This is a genomic window from Bradyrhizobium sp. SRS-191 (assembly GCF_024586915.1).
Lineage (GTDB): Bacteria > Pseudomonadota > Alphaproteobacteria > Rhizobiales > Xanthobacteraceae > Bradyrhizobium.
The window spans coordinates 1-16658 of record NZ_JANBVS010000010.1; the positions used below are offsets into that span (position 1 = coordinate 1).

At 65.8% G+C, this 16658-nt stretch carries 3 protein-coding genes; all 3 read right to left on the reverse strand.

Features of this window, described 5'->3' with window-relative positions:
- Positions 1-5425: non-ribosomal peptide synthetase (locus NLR35_RS18865; protein WP_257168027.1), on the reverse strand; the 5425-nt coding region annotated here is incomplete at its 3' end.
- Positions 5422-11940 carry a non-ribosomal peptide synthetase gene (locus NLR35_RS18870; protein WP_257168028.1) on the reverse strand — a complete coding sequence of 2173 codons (6519 nt, stop codon included), beginning with the start codon at positions 11938-11940 and terminating at the stop codon, positions 5422-5424. The genes NLR35_RS18865 and NLR35_RS18870, both read right to left, overlap by 4 nt.
- Positions 11941-12007: 67 nt before the next feature.
- Positions 12008-16627 (reverse strand): type I polyketide synthase, encoded by a 4620-nt coding sequence (locus NLR35_RS18875; protein ID WP_257168029.1) that lies wholly within the window; start codon positions 16625-16627, stop codon positions 12008-12010.
- Positions 16628-16658 lie beyond the last annotated feature (31 nt).

The following is a 16658-nucleotide window of genomic DNA, read 5'->3' on the forward strand; positions in this document are numbered from 1 at the left end:
GCAGGTAGATCTCCAGCCCTGCGATGTCGAACGAGATCGGCGTCACCGCCGCCACGACGTCCGAGGCGTCGATGCCAGGACGCATGGCCATGTCCGTCAGGAAATTGATCAGCCCCGCATGCGCCACCATCACGCCCTTGGGCCGTCCGGTCGAGCCCGAGGTGTAGATGACATAAGCAAGGTTGGCCGGCCGGCTGGTGTTGACGGGCGCCTGCTCTGGCCAGGCCACGATGTCGGCCGCATCCGCATCGAGCTCCACCACCCGCCCTGCATGAGCGGGCAGCACACCGGCTAGCTGCCGCTGGGTCACGATGACCGGCGCGCCTGCGTCGTGCAGCATGTAGCTCAGCCGCTCCGCCGGGTAGCCGGGGTCGAGCGGCAGATACGCCCCGCCGGCCTTCAAGACTCCCAGCAGCGCCACCACCAGCTCCAGGCTGCGCTCGACGCAAAGGCCCACGACCACCTCCGGCCCCACGCCGAGCCCGCGCAGATGATGCGCCAGCCGATTTGCGCGTGCGTCCAGCTCGCGATAGCTCAGCTGCTGGCCCTCGAACACCACCGCCACGGCATCCGGCGTTCGCGCAGCCTGCGCCGCGAACAGCTCGTGCAGACATACCTCGGGATAGGCCTGAGCCCTACCTGCCCAATCCTCCAGCAGAACGCGACGATCCGCGGCGCTCAGCACCCCGATCCGTCTTATCGGCCTTTCCGGATGCTGCGCCAGCGCATCCGCAAGCTCGGCCAGCGCCGTCTCCATCATCCTGCACAGCGCGGCCGCTCCCACCGACCTCATCGTCTGCGCCGTCAGGCCAAAGCCGTCACCGGCGTCATCGACCGACAGCATCACGGGATAGTTCGTGCGTTCCTCTCCCCAGAGCAGCTCGATGCCGTCCCACGCCGGGCCGTTGGCGACACCGCCGCTGTAGCGGTAGTTCAGCAGTGACGTGAACAGAGGGCCGGAACCTTCGATGCCGCTGCAGCGCTGCGCAAGGGCGAGCGAGGCATGCTCGTGACGAAGGAGCCGTCCCAACAGCGCATGGACATCGCGAACGCTCGCGGCTGCGCTCTTCTCTCCGGCAGCAATCCGCACCGGGAGCGTGTTGATGAACATCCCCGCCGTCCGATCCGCACCGGACAGCCCGTGCAGGCGCCCGAACAACACCGTCCCAAACACCGCATCGCGCCCTCCCGACGTCCGCGACACCACAAGCCCCCACGCCAGGTGAAACAGGCTTGCAGCGCTGACCCCGAGCTCACGCGCGTGGGCGCGCAGCCGTGCCGACAGGGCCGCAGGAAGCACATGACGCGCGTCCTCGATGTCCGTACCGTCGCCCTGCACATTGACGAGCCCGAACGGCGCCGATGGCTCGGTCACATCCGCCAACAGCTCGTGGAAGAACGTCTCGTGCTCCGCCGTGCTGACGCCGTGCAGCGCCTGCCCGATGAAATCGCGGAACGGCACCGGCGCAGGCAGCTCCGCCTGCCGGCCCGTCAGATGGGCGTGGACCTCATGCGTGAGCACCTCCAGGGTCGTATGATCCATCACCAGATGATGATAGGTCAGCAGCAGCAACCAGCGTCCATGCTGCGCGTCGTGGGCCACGCAGCCCCGCAACAGCGGCGCATGCCGCACATCGAGCCGCTGGCTGCGTCCGAAGCGGGACCGCAGCTGCAGAAGCGCATCGCCGCCCGGCTCATCGAGCACCACGTCCTCGACCGCCAGCCGCACGCGCCGCCACACCACCTGCACCGGCTGCGGCAATTGCTCCCACATCACGGACGTTCGCAGAATGTCGTGGCGGCCGATCACCGCGTCCAATGCCGCGACGAAGCCGTCGAGCCGCGAGCGCGTGTCGAACGCCAGCACGCTCGACAGCAGATACGCATCATGGCCCGCATCCATCATGTGATGGAAGAGAACGCCTTCCTGCAGCGGCGCGAGAGGATAGATGTCCTGAATGTTGGCCATGCCGCCGTCGACCGACGCGGCAATCAGATCGATCTCGCTTTGGCTCAGCTCGACCAGCGGCAGCATCGCCGGCGTGATCGCCGTGCAGCCTTCGGGAACGAGATTGGCGGGCACATCGACAGATGGCACCTCGCTGCCGGCTGCGGCCGCAAGCCCGGCGAGATCAGACGCGCTGAACACGGCCCGGATATCCGCGACGAGGCCCGCTCGACGCATCCGCTCGATCAGCGTGATCGCCAGCAGCGAGTGCCCCCCGAGCGCGAAGAAGTCATCGTGGCGGCCGACCCGCGCGACCTTCAGCAGCTCGCACCAGATCTGCGCCAGCCGCTCCTCCGTCTCGCCCCGCGGAGCCTGGTAGCCGTCATGTGGAAATGCTGCCAATTCCGGTGCGGGCAGCGCCGCGCGATCCAGCTTGCCGTTCGCCGTCAACGGCAGAGCCGCAAGCTGCACGAAGGCCGAGGGCATCATGTAGTCGGGAAGACGACGCGCAAGATGAGCTCGCAGATCTTCCGCGGCAAGCTTCGCATGTCCCACGACATAGGCCACCAGCCGCTTGCCGCCGCCGCCATCCTCCCGGGCCACGACGACCGCCTGCGCAACGTCGCCATGCTCGATCAGCGCCGCCTCGATCTCGCCAAGCTCGATCCGGAAGCCGCGAATCTTCACCTGTTGATCGCGTCGCCCGAGATATTCGAGCACGCCATCCGCCAGCCACCGGGCCAGGTCGCCCGTACGGTACAGCCGCTCGCCACGGCCGAACGGGCTCGGCACGAACCGCTCCGCCGTCAAATCGGCACGACCGAAATAGCCGCGTGCGAGCCCTGCCCCGCCGATGTACAGCTCGCCGGCGACGCCCACGGGGACGAATTCACCCTGGTCATCCAGAACATAAAGCTCGGTATTCGAGATCGGCCGCCCGATCGGCACGTTCACAGCCAGTCCAGGCCGCGGCGCGACCGCAAAACAGGCGCTGAATGTGGTGCCTTCCGTCGGACCGTAACCATTGACGAGCTGGCAGTCGGGCATCTCGTCGAGGACGCGTTGGACATGAGACGGCGAGAGCACGTCTCCGCCCGCCAGCAGATAGCGCAGCGGTCTGACAAGCTCGATGTCGTGCTCGATGACGGTGTGAAAGAGTCCCGCCGTCAGCCAGAGAACCGTAACACGGGATTCCGCGATCACCCGCTTGAGCGTCGCGACCTCCACAAATCCCGCCGCGTAGATGCTGAGCCTCGCGCCGTTCAACAACGGCATCCAGATTTCGAATGTCGAGGCATCGAAGGCGAGCGGCGCCAGATGCAGGACTACGTCGTCAGTCCCCACGCTCACATAGTTCGTATTCTTGACCAATCGAACGATATTGGAATGGGTGACGGCGACGCCCTTGGGCCGTCCGGTCGAGCCCGAGGTGTAGATGACGTAAGCGAGATTGGCCGGCCGGCTGGTATTGACCGGCGCCTGCCGCGGCCGGGCCGCGATGTCAGCCGTTTCCGTATCGAGCTCCACCACCCGCGCCTTATGAGCGGGCAGCACGCCGGCCAGGTGCCTCTGGGTCACGATGACCGGCGCGCCTGCGTCGTGCAGCATGTAGCTCAGCCGGTCGGCCGGGTAGCCCGGGTCGAGCGGCAGATACGCCCCGCCCGCCTTGAGGATTCCCAACAGCGCCACCACCAGCTCCAGGCTGCGCTCGACGCAAAGTCCCACGACGACCTCGGGCCCGACGCCGAGCCCGAGCAGATGATGCGCCAGCTGGTTCGACCGTGCATCCAGCTCGTGGTAGCTCAGCTGCTCGTCCTCGAACGCCACCGCAACGGCGTCCGGCGTTCGCGCGGCCTGCGCCGCGAACAGCTCGTGCAGACAGCCCTCGGGATAGGACGCCGCCTGGCCCGCCCAATCCTCCAGCAGAACGCGACGATCCGCGGCGCTCAGCACCGGCAACGATGACAGCCGGCGCTCCGGCGCCGCGACGATTCCTTCCAGAAGTACTTCGAGATGGTGCGCAAACCGCTCGATCGTCCCGCGATCGAACAGATCGAGCGCATATTCCACACGGCCCTGCAGGCAGCCGTCGATCTCCCAGACGAACAAGGACAGATCGAACACCGACGTCCGCTGCTCGCCTGCGAGCGGACGAAGCGTCAGAACCGAGAGCTCGATCGCTTCCTGCGGCACGTTCTGCAGGCTGAAACTCACCTGGAACACCGGCTGCCGGCTCAGGTCGCGGACCGGTTGCAGCTCCTCCACCAGTCTCTCGAACGGGAGATCCTGATGCGCAAAGGCGCCGAGCGCCATCTCCTTCACCTGCGCCAGCAGCTCCATGAAGCTCGGATCACCCGACAGGTCCGTGCGCATCGCGAGCGTGTTGACGAAGAACCCGATCAGCCCCTCCAGCTGGCGGTCGACACGCCCGGCGATCGGCGAGCCCACGACGATATCGGTCTGGCCACTGTAACGCGACAACAGGAGCTGATACGCGGCCAGCAGCACCATGTAGAGCGTCGCGCCCGAACGGCGCGACAGCGCCGTCAGTCCCTCCGACAGCTCACGCGACAGCGTGAAAGGCACCATGCCGCCGGCAAAGCTCGCCACCGACGGACGCGGACGGTCTGTCGGCAGCTCGAGCACCACCGGCGCTCCCTTCAGCCGTTCCTTCCAATACGCAAGCTGACGCTCCAGTGCGTCGCCCTGCAGCCAGGCCCGCTGCCAGAGCGCGTAGTCGGCATACTGGACCACGAGCTCCGGCAGCGGAGATGACCTGCCCTGGCTGAACGCTTCGTAAAGCGCAGCCACCTCGCGCGTGAGGACGCCGATCGACCAGCCATCCGAGACGATGTGATGCATCGTCGCTAGCACCACGTGATCCCTGGCGCCGAGCCGGATCAGCCTTGCCCTGAACAGCGGCCCGCGTGTCAGCTCGAAGCGGTACGCAGCCTCCTCCTTGGCCAGACATCGAATCTCCGCTTCCTGAGCATCGACGCCAAGCTGCGACAGATCCAGCCGCTCAAGACGGAACGAGCCGGCCGCATCGATCACCTGCACGCCCTGCCCGTCCACCAACTCGACATGCGTCCGCAACGCCTCGTGCCGTCGCACAACCTCCACCAGGCTCTGCTCCAGCGCGTCAACGTCAAGCTCGCCATCCAGCCGGAGCGCGAACGGCATGTTGTAGGCCGATCCCACGAGCCCGAGCTGATCCAGGAACCACAAGCGTTCCTGCGCATACGACATCGCCACGCGATCCGACGGCTCTCTGGCCGCCAGCCTTGGCCGGCCGCCCGCAGCGCGATGCGCTGATGTCAGGAAGCTGATCACGCCTTCCTTGTTCGCGCGAAGCTCTGTCAACTCGGCCTGTGACAGGCCGCCGGCAGGCGCCCGGTATTTGAGCTGCCCGTTGTCGAGCCAGATGCTCACGCCGTTCTTGCGCAGGGACGTCAGGAGAGCCTGGACCGTGCTCATACGATCCCCACCTCTTCGTCACGATTCTCCGAGCCATCTGCGATATCGGCTGCGCCATGCCGGGCGGCCCAACGCACCGTATCGATCCAGTCGGCCAGCCGAGCCAGGGTCGGCGCTTCGAACAGCGCGCGGAGCGGCACATCGATCGCGAGCGCTTCGCGCAGCCGCGCCATCATCCGCATCGCCAGCAGTGAATGCCCGCCAAGCTCGAAGAAGTTGTCGTCGATCCCGATCCGATCCAGCTTCAGGACGTCGCACCAGATCGCTGCGAGCGTCTGCTCCACCGGAGTACGGGGCGGAACATAGGGGCGAGACGAAACCCGCGGCCCCGGGACCGGCAAGGCACGGCGATCGAGCTTGCCGGTCGGCGTCAACGGGAAGGTCTCCATCGCCATGAAGGACGACGGCACCATGTAGTCGGGCAGGCTCCGCTTCAGATGATTGCGAAGCTTGTCGGCATCGAGTGGCCCGCCATTCTCCGCTCCGACCACATAGGCGACGAGGCGCTTGTCGCCGTTCTCCTCGTGCGCGACCACCGCAGCCTGCGCAACGGATTCATCGGCGAGCAACGTCGCCTCGACCTCACCAAGCTCGATCCGGAAGCCGCGGATCTTGACCTGATGGTCCGACCGGCCCAGGAATTCCAGATTGCCATCGGCGCACCACCGCACGCGATCGCCGGTCCGGTACAATCGCTCGCCGTCGCCGAACGGATTCGGCACGAACCGCTCCGCCGTGAGATCGGGGCGGCCAAGATAGCCGCGCGCAAGACCGACGCCACCGACATATAATTCCCCCGCGACCCCAATGGGGACGGGACGAAGATCGGGATCGAGGACAAAGAGCTTCATGTTCGCGATCGGCCGGCCGATGGGAATGGCCGCAGGGATCGGCGCTCCGACGACATAAGAGGACGCATCGGCGGAGACTTCAGACGAGCCGTAGATGTTGACGAAGCGGCAATCCGGCAACGCCTCCGTCAGACGGACCATCAAGTCCCTGCTCAGGGCCTCGCCGCTCAGCGTACAGCTTCGCAAGCCAGACAGATGCGCCCTCGTCGCCGGATCGGACGCCAGCGCGAACGCCAGGGACGGCACGATGACGACACGCGTCACTCCGCGCTCGGCCATCATCGCGACCAGCTCCGTCGGCTGCCGGCCGACAGCGTCGCGCGCAACGACCAGGCGAAGTCCGCGACAGAGCGGTCCGAGACTTTCGAAGATGGAGTCGACAAAGCCGATCGAGGTCTTTTGACAGCAGACATCATCGTCGTCGAACGCGTCGATGCCGTCCTGCGCCACGATCCGGTTCACCATCCCCTGGTGCAGTCCGCACACCCCCTTCGGCCGGCCTGTAGAGCCCGAGGTGTAGATGATGTAAGCGAGGTTTGCGGGAACGGAGATGTTCTCCGGTGGGGTCGCGGGCCGACGCGCAATATCCTCCCAGTCCGCATCGATCCGCAACGTGGAGCCGGCATGGGCGGGCAAATGTGGCACCAGATGCGCCATGGTGACCACGAGCGGCGCTTTCGCATCGCTCAGCATGTAGGCCAAGCGATCGGCCGGGTAGGACGGATCCAGCGGAAGATAGGCGCCGCCCGCCTTCAGGATGCCGAGCAGCGCGATCATCATCTCGAGGCTGCGCTCGATGGACAGCCCCACCACGACCTCCGGTCCCACCCCGAGATGACGCAGATGGTGCGCCACACGGTTCGCGCGCTCGTCGAGCTCCGCATAGCTCAGCTGCCGATCGTCGTCGACGAGCGCAATCGCGTCGGGTGTTCGCAGCGCTTGCGCCTCGAAGAGCTGATGAAGGCACTTGTCCGAAGGACCATTCGCCGCGGTCGCATTCCACTCCACGATGAGCCGGTGATGCTCCTCTTCGCTCAGCAACGGCAATTCCGACAGGCGCGCGTCGGGCGTCTCGACGATGCCTTCCAGCAGCCGCGCGAAGTGGTCCGCCAGCCGCTCGATCGTCGTGCGATCGAACAGATCCGACGCATATTCGAACGTCCCGATCAGCCCCGCGTCGGTCTCGCGCATGAACAGCGTCAGATCGAACAATGAGGTCCGGTGCTCGCCGCTGAGCATCCGAAGCGTCAGCGCCGGCAGCTCCACGACGTCACGCGGCGTGTTCTGCAGGCTGAAGCAGACCTGGAACACCGGTTGACGGCTCAGATCCCGCGTCGGCTGCAACTCCTCGACGAGCTTCTCAAACGGCAGATCCTGATGCGCATAGGCGCCGAGCGCTACATCCCTCACGCGCTTCAACAGCCGCACGAAGGTCGGATCTCCGGACAGGTCCGTCCGCATCGCCAGAGTATTGACGAAGAATCCGATCAAGCCTTCCAGCTCGGGACGCCGGCGCCCGGCGATCGGCGTGCCGACCACGATGTCATCCTGACCGCTGTAGCGGCTCAGCAGCAGCTGATACGCCGCCAGCAAGAGCATGTACAGCGTCACGCCTTCGCGACGCGCCAGCGCCGCGAGCTTCCCCGACAGTTCGCCTGGGAGCGCGAAGTCAACCGCGCCACCAGCGAAGCTGGCGACCGCCGCCCGCGGCCGGTCGGCCGGCAGGTCCAAGGCGGGCGGCGCTCCCTCCAGTTGGCGCCTCCAGTAGCCGATCTGCTGCTGCAACACCTCTCCCTGCAACCAGCTTCGCTGCCACGACGCATAGTCAGCATACTGGACCGGAAGCTCCGCCAGCGGCGATGGATCGCCGGCGCTGAACGCCTGATACAGCGCGGCCACCTCGCGCGTCAGAATGCCGATGGACCAGCCATCCGACACGATGTGATGCATCGTCGTCAGCAGCACGTGGTCTCTCTCGCCCAGTCGGATCAGCGTCGCCCGGAACAACGGCCCGCGGGTCAGCGCGAAGCGATGCGAGACTTCGTCCTGTACCAGGCGGCGAACCTCTGCCTGCTGTGCGTCGACGCCAAGCTCCGACACGTCCCACTTGGCAAGACAAAACGAGCCCGCAGCGTCGATCACCTGCATGCCCTGCCCGTCCAGCGTCTCGAAATGCGTCCGCAACGCCTCGTGCCGACGCACCAGCTCCGACAGGCTCCGCTCCAGCGCGACGACATCGAGCTCACCCTCGAGTCTGAGCGCGAACGGCATGTTGTAGGCCGCTCCCACCAGACCAAGCTGGTCCAAAAACCACAGCCGCTCCTGCGCATAGGACATCGCCGGCCGGTCCGAGCGGTCCGGGAGCCGGAGCAAGGGCGGCAGCACAGCCCCCGCTCCGCCGGGCTGCTCCGCCTCGATCCGGGCTGCCAGATCCCGGATCGTCGGCGCTTCGAACAACGCGCGCAGCGGCAGCTCGACCTGCAGCGCATCGCGCAACCGGGCCATCACGCGCGTCGCCAGAAGGGAATGTCCGCCGAGCTCGAAGAAGTTCTCGTCGATCCCGATCCGATCGCGTCTCAAGACCTCGCACCAGATCGCCGCCAGCATGTCCTCGGCCGGGTTGCGCGGCGCCGTATAGGCTTCGGTGAGGCGTTGCAGGTCCGGCACCGGCAGAGCGCGACGGTCGAGCTTGCCGTGTGCCGTTCGCGGCAATTCCTCGAGCTGCATAATGGCCGAGGGCACCATGTGCGGAGGCAGCCGGACGGACAGATGACGTCGAAGCTCGGCGCCATCCGCGCGGCTTCCGTCATGCAGCACCACGTAGCCGAGCAGCGTCTTCTCATGGCCGATGGCGCGCGCCACGGTGACGGCCTGCCGAACCGCAGGATGCGTCAGCAGCGCTGCGGTGATCTCCTCGGGCTCGATGCGGTGACCTCGGATCTTGACCTGATCGTCACCCCGCCCCAGGAACTCGATGCTTCCGTCCAAAAGAAAACGGGCCCGATCGCCGGTGCGATACAGCCTGCGCCCGGCGTCGGAAAACGGATCCGGAATGAAGCTGCTGGCCGTGAGGTCCGCGCGACGGAGATAGCCGCGCGCGACCTGCGCCCCACCGATATACAGGTCACCCACCACCCCGATCGGAGCCGGATCGAGATTCCCGTCCAAGATGAAGGTCTGGGTGTTGGCGAGCGGGCGGCCGATCGGAACACACTCGGTGGTGCCGCGCTGGGTGCAGCGATCGACGCTCTGGACGGTGACCCCGACCGTCGTCTCCGTCGGTCCATAGTGATTGAAGATCCGGCAGCCGAGCGCCGCGGCTCTGAGTCTGTCGACCCATTCCCACCGACTGACGTCACCGCCGACGATCAGAACCTTCCTTGGCAGCAACTCGCTGCCGCCAGAGGCATCCAGCAGCGAATGCAGATGCGGCGGAGCGATCTTGAGGCAGTCGATCGGGTTTTCCCTCACGTAGCTCGACAGATATTGCGCGTCGAGGCTCTCCTCATAGCCGACGAGATGCAGCATTCCCCCGCTCAGCAGCGATGGGTACAGCACCGTCACCGAGGAATCGACGGTCAATGGCTGCAGCATCATGTAGCTGGATGTCTCTGCCAGCCCCGCGGCCGCCACGACCGCCGACACATAGTTCGTGACATGCCGATGCTCGAGGACGACGCCTTTCGGTCGACCGGTCGATCCGGACGTATAGAGCAGATAGGCCATGTTGCCCGGCAGCACACCGCTCCAGGGCGAGCCATCAGCCAGATCGTCGGCGTCCGCAAGGTCGACGTCGACAGCAACAACGCGACGGCCTGGTCTCGCAAACCGCGCAGCGAATGCCGAGAGTGTTACCACGACTGTCACGGCCGCATCGTCCAGCATGACGTCCAGCCGGTCATCCGGATAGCTCAGATCGAGCGGTAGATAGGCCCCGCCCGCCTTCAGAATCCCGAGCAGCGCGACGATCATCTCGAGGCTGCGTTCGAGACCGAGCCCGACCACCAGGTCGGGCCCGACCCCGAGCCGGCGCAGATGCTGCGCCAGCTGGTTCGAACGACGGTCCAGCTCGCGATAGCTCAGCGACGCATCGCCACACATGACCGCCGTCGCCTCCGGCGTCCGTCTCGCCTGGATCTGGAACAACTCATGCAGGCACTTGTCGGCCGGATACGAGGCGGTTGTCGCGTTCCACTCCACGATCAGGCGATGGCGCTCGGCCTCGCCAAGCAGGGGCAAATCCGACAGACGCGCCTCGGGCCGCGCCACCACGGCTTCGAGCAGGACCTGGAAATGCGCGACGAGCCGCTCGATGGTCGCCGCTTCGAACAAGTCCTTGGCATATTCGACATGGCCCTCGAGCCGGTTGCCGCGCTCGTAGAAATAGACCGCGAGCTCGTGCTTGGCTTTCGGCATGTTGCTGCGAATCCACCGCGCCCTGATGCCGGCGAATGTCAGCAGCCGCTGCGGCAGGTTCTCCAGCGAGAACACCGTCTGATAGATCGCAGACCGGTTGAGATCGCGGACGGGGTTCAGCTCCTTCACCAGCCGCTCGAACGGCACATCCTGATGCGCATAGGCACCGATCGCCACCTGCTTGACGCGCTTCAGCAGCTCCAGAAACGTCGGATCACCTGACAAATCCGTCCTCAACACGATCGTATTGACGAACAGACCGATCATCCCCTGGAATTCAGCACGGGATCGCCCGGCGGTTGGCGATCCCACGACGATATCGTCCTGCCCGCTATAGCGCTGCAGCAGGATCTGGTAGGCGGCGAGAAGCAGCATGTACAGCGTGGCCCCTTCGCGCCGCGCGAGCTCGAACAGCTGACGCGACAGGTCCGCAGACAAGGCGACATTGATCGTGCCGGCGTTGAAGCTGGCCATCTTGGGCCGGACACGGTCGATCGGCAGATCCAGTGCGGCAGGTGCGCCTGCGAGCCTTTCCTTCCAATAGCCGACCTGCTTGTCCAGGACGCGATCCTGCGCCGTGTCACGTTGCCAGATCGCGTAATCACCGTACTGGACCGGCAGCTCCGGCAGCGGCGAGGCGCGGCCCCGGCTGAAGGCCTCGTAGAGCGCGCTGACCTCATCGATGAGAAGAGCGATCGACCACCCATCGCAGACGACGTGATGCATGGTCACGAGCACGACATGGTCGGCCTCGTCGACGCGAACCAACGTCGCTCGAAACAGCGGTCCGCGCCGGAGATCGAACGGTCGCGCAATCTCCTCGTCGGCAAGGCGTATGATCTCCGCCTCCCTGAGCTCCGGCGCGAGGGCGGAAATATCGACGCGGTCGAGCCGGAAGCCGCCGGGGGGATCAACCACCAGAACCGGCCGATCGTCCTCCACGTCCAGCCGGCTCCGCAGAGTTTCGTGACGCCGCACGATCTCCAACAGGCTCCGCTCGAGCACCGCCGTATCCAGCACGCCTTCCAGCCGGACCTCGAACGGCAAGTTGTAGGCGGCGCCGGCGAATCCGAGCTGGTCCAGGAACCAGAGGGACTCCTGGGCGTAGGACACGGGAGAGCCTGCAGCGTCGCGCCTGACCGGGATCGGCGCAGCCGCGCCTCTCGTTCCCTTGATGCGCTCTTCGAGAAGCATCTGCTGGCGCGCCGACAATCGCCTGCGGCGCGTCGCGGGATCCATCGTCTCCATGACCAGTCTCCAAGAGCAACAGCTCGTCGGTCAAACAGTTTGTCGGGCTGGTCGAAGCCAGCGCCGACTATGCGTCCTCGAGAGCGTCGATCTCGTCGATCAGCTTGTTCTCGATGACCCGCGCGATGCCTGCGACCGTGCCGCCCTCGAACAGGTCTCGGGGCATCAGCTCGATCTGGAAGCGGTTGATGAGCTTCGGGATCATCTGCATCGCCAGCAGCGAGTCGCCGCCCAGTTCGAAGAAATCGTCCTCGGTGCCGACGCGGTCGAGGTTCAAGGCGGTCGCCCAGAATTCAGCGATCACTTGCTCGATCTCGTTGCTCGGCTCCCTGAATCTGGCGCTGATGTCCGGCCGCACGCGGCGCTGCCCGGTCTCCTTCCGAGCGCCATCAGGGGCGTCGCCGGCCGGCTCGTCCGCGAGCCCGCTCATAGCTCCGTCAGCCGACAAATGACCGAGCTTCCTGCTCAGATTCTTCGACACCACCACCTGCGACAGGCCGCTTTGCAGGATCCGCATCAAGGCGTCGATCGCCTCGTCGGTCGCCAGGCCATCGCGCAGGCGCAGGCTGCCCGAGCCCTTGAAGTCCTGCGCCAGGCGGGCCGCGATCCCGATCTCGCTCCAGATGTCCCAGTCGATCGACACGATCTTTGGCGGACGCTTCGCGGCACGGCGGCTGACGGCGAACGCGTCCAGGAATGCATTGCCGGCCACGTAGTCGACCATGCCGACTCCGCCGGCCACGGCACTGAGCGACGAGAACAGCACGACGAAATCCAGCGGCTCATCGCGGAGCAGCTCGTCGAGGATCAGCGTCCCCGCGATCTTGGGCAGCAGCACGGTGAGCGCGTCCTCCCGCGTTCGCGAGACGATGATGTCGCGGCCCGGCAGGCCGGCGGCGTGGAACACGCCGTTGATTTGGCCGCACGCCGTGCGCGCGTCGTCGACGACCGCACGCATGGCGTTGCGGTCAGCGACATCAGCCGTCCCGATGATCACGGTTGCGCCCTTCGCCTCGATCTGACGGATGCTGGCCAGGATCTGCGCCACGCGCGAGTCGCCGTCGGCGGATGCCAGGCAGCTGTCCCACTCCGCGCGCGGCGGCAATCGCGTACGTCCGGTCAGGACGAGGCTGCCGGCCCCCATGTCCGCGAGCGCCGAGGCCACCGCGAGGCCGAGGTCACCCAGCCCTCCCGTGATCAGATATGCGCCGCCTGCGCGGATGATGGGCTTGTCCTGGTCCGGAGCCTTGAGCGCGATCTTTTCGAACGCGGTCGTCCACGTCCGATCCTGTCGATAGGCGAGCAGCGTCGGCGTGTCCTCGGCCGCGACATCTCCGATCAACCTGCTGACGACATCCTGGTCCTGCTCTCCCGGCAACCTGCAGCTCTCTGGAACGTCGACGTAGAGACAGGAGATGGACTTGTGCTCGATCGGAGCAACCAGCCAGGGCCCACGCACGATCGCCGCCGTGGGATCGACGATCTCGCCACCGATCACGTCGACACTTCGTGTCGCGGCGATGGCGATCCGTGTCCGTCGTCCCGACTGGGTCCGCTCGATCCATTGGACCAGATACAGCAAGCCGAAGAAATCGGCGTCTAGCACCGCGTCGATATTGTCGAGATCGATGCGCGGCGCGTCGAGGGACCAGAGATAGACGACACGCTCTGGCATGAAGGATCGCCTGCCGAGCTCGTTGAACAGCTTCTCGAATTGGTCGGGGGTGACAGCCGACAAGGATATCTCGTTGCCCGAAACACCGAAGTCGCGGCCGGATCTGACGACGACGACGTTTGCTCCGCACCGGTTCAGATGATCGACCACAGCACCGCTCAGCCCGTTGGCGCCGGCGAACACCAGCCAGTTCTGGCCGTCGAGCTGGACGTCGGCAGCCGAACGCCCAGCCGCGCTCGTGGATCGCCAATACGGGGCCAGGATGAAATCAGGCGCCTGAGACCGCGGTTCGGACGGCCGAGGAGCGCTCGCGCGCGCTGGCCGCTCGGATGCCAGAGTGATCTTGTGCAGGATCTCCTCGCCTTCGAACGGATAGTTCGGCAGCGACACCTTGACCCGTCGTTCGTCACGATACTGCGCGTCCCAGCGGATCGCGCATCCCGACATCCAGGCCTCGCCGAGCGCCTGGTTGAACGATCTTACTTCTCCGGCGAGATCGCCCGGACTCGGCATCGAGCTCAGGATCACGGCGCTGTCGGACTCGCGCAGGTTCTGGCGTGCCAGGCTGGACAAAGCGCGGCCGGGACCGACTTCGATCAGCGCGCCCGGATTGTTACCGAGGATGGTCCGCACGCCGTCGGAAAAGCGCACGGGCGCTCGCAGCTGCTCGCCCCAATAGGCCGGGTTCGTCGCCTGCTCCGCCGTGATCCACGTTCCACTGACATTGGACACGTAGGGAATCCTCGGCGCACGAAGCGTGATCCCGCTCATGACCTCGACGAGCGGCTTCACCGCCCCGCTCATCATGGCCGAATGGAACGCATGCGACGTGTGCAGCGCCGAGCACATGACGGCCCGCTCACGCAGCCTGACCTCAAGCTCGGCGATCGCGGCTGCCGGGCCGGACACGACGACTGCGCCCGGCGCATTGATCGCGGCGACTGACACATCGTCTCCCAGCAGCGGCAGGACGTCGTCCAACGCCATCGGCACGACGAGCATTTTTCCACCGGGCTGCTGCTGCATCAGGCGCCCGCGCAACGCGACGGCCTTCAGCGCATCCTCGAGCGTCAGCACACCGGCGATGCAGGCCGCGGCAAACTCCCCGACGCTGTGCCCGATCATGCCGGCCGGCTCGACGCCGCGCGAGCGCCACAGCGCCGCCATCGCGTAGCTGACCGAGAAAATCGCCGGCTGCGCGAACTCGGTCGACGTCAATCTCGCAGTTGCATCATCGCTGGCCCCATTGCGCGGAAAGACGATCTCGCGCAGATCCGCTTCGAGATGCCGCTTCAGACCATTGGCGCAGTCGTCGAACGCCGAGCGGTAGGCCGGCTCCTCGAGATAGAGCGCCCGTCCCATGTCCAGTCGCTGCGTGCCCTGCCCCGGAAACATGAAGTACACCGGGCAGTTGTCGCTGGAGGCAACAGCGCGCGCCGATGCCGAGCGCAGGGCTTCGATCGCCGAGGCGCGGTCCTGGCACACGACGGCTCGCCGGACCTTGTGCAGTGCGCGGCCAGTGGCGAGCGTGTGCGCGACGTCGGCAATCTCGATCTCCCGCTCTGCCGACATGTACTCCTGCAGGCGATCCGCCAGGCGCGTCAGCGCCTGCTCGCTCTTTGCCGATATGGGCAGCACATGCCACGTCTTGCGGGAGGAGATCGATCGCCGGAGCGGCGCCTCCTCGACGACGAGATGCGCATTGGTGCCACCGATCCCGAAAGCGTTGACCCCGGCGAGCCGCGGCTTCTCGGAGCGCGGCCAGTCACGCCGCGAGTTGACTACGAAAAACGGCGTCTGCTCGAACTCGATCTGCGGGTTCGGTGCCTCGTAGTTGATGCTCGGGGGCAGGCATTCGTTCTCGAGCGCCAGGATGACCTTGATCAGCCCGGCGACGCCGGCGGCCGTGTTGAGATGTCCCAGGTTGGACTTGACCGAGCCGAGACCGCAGAAGCCGGTATTCGCGCTCGAATTGCGGAACGCACGGGTGAGCGATGCAACTTCGATCGGGTCTCCGAGCGATGTCCCGGTGCCATGAGCCTCGACATAGCTGATCGCCGACGCGGGCACGCCGGCGACCGCATGCGCCTCCACGACGACCGACGCCTGACCTTCCAGGCTCGGCGCTGCAAATCCCACCTTTGACGAGCCGTCATTATTGATGGCCGATCCGCGGATGATGGCCCTGATATTGTCGCCATCGGCCAGCGCACGATCCAGCCGCTTCAACACGACGATGCCGACACCGTCGCCGAACACGGTGCCGTTGGCACGGTGGTCAAACGGCCGGCAATGCCCGTCGGCCGACGTCATGCCGGGAGAGACCATATAGCCGAGCTTCATGAAGCTGCCCGGCGTGGCCGAAACGCCGCCTGCGAGCGCCGCCTCACACTCCCCCGAGAGCAGGCTCTGGCAGGCGAGATGTATGGCGACGAGCGAAGTGGAGCACGCGGTCTGCACGCTCAAACTCGGTCCCCTCAGATCGAGCTTGTAGGAGACGCGGGTCGACAAATAGTCCTTGTCGCCCCCGAGGAAGAACATCAGATCGGTCTCGAGCGACTCGAAGATATCCTCGACGGATCCATGGGCTCCCGATAGCAGCCGGTTGCGAAGCGCGAGAAACTGATAGGCGTTCGGATTGACCCCGCCGAACACGCCGATATTGCCGTCGTAGCGCTTCGGATCGCACCCTGCATCCTCCAGGGCATGCACGGCGCATTCGAGGAAGATCCGATGCTGGGGATCGATATATTCGACCTCCTTTGCACTGATGTTGAAGTAGCGGGCATCGAACAGCGTTGCTCCCTCGAGCGCGGGGAATGCCCTGACATAGTTGGGATCGGCGACCCTGTCGGCACTCAGGCCGGCTTCCTTGAGATCCTGTTCCGACACCCGCCTGATCGACTCGACGCCCTGCGTCAGGTTCGACCAATAGGTCGTGAGATCGGGCGCGCCGGGAAATCTTCCAGCCATGCCGATCACAGCAATGCTGTGTTCGTGGGCGTCCACCATCCTCTTCTCCCATTTCCCCCGGCCGATCCCG

Excerpts from the sequence above, each read along its gene's own strand:
- NLR35_RS18870 (WP_257168028.1), bottom strand. The coding sequence starts at position 11,940 with ATGGAGACGATGGATCCCGCGACGCGCCGCAGGCGATTGTCGGCGCGC.
- NLR35_RS18875 (WP_257168029.1), bottom strand. The coding sequence starts at position 16,627 with ATGGTGGACGCCCACGAACACAGCATTGCTGTGATCGGCATGGCTGGA.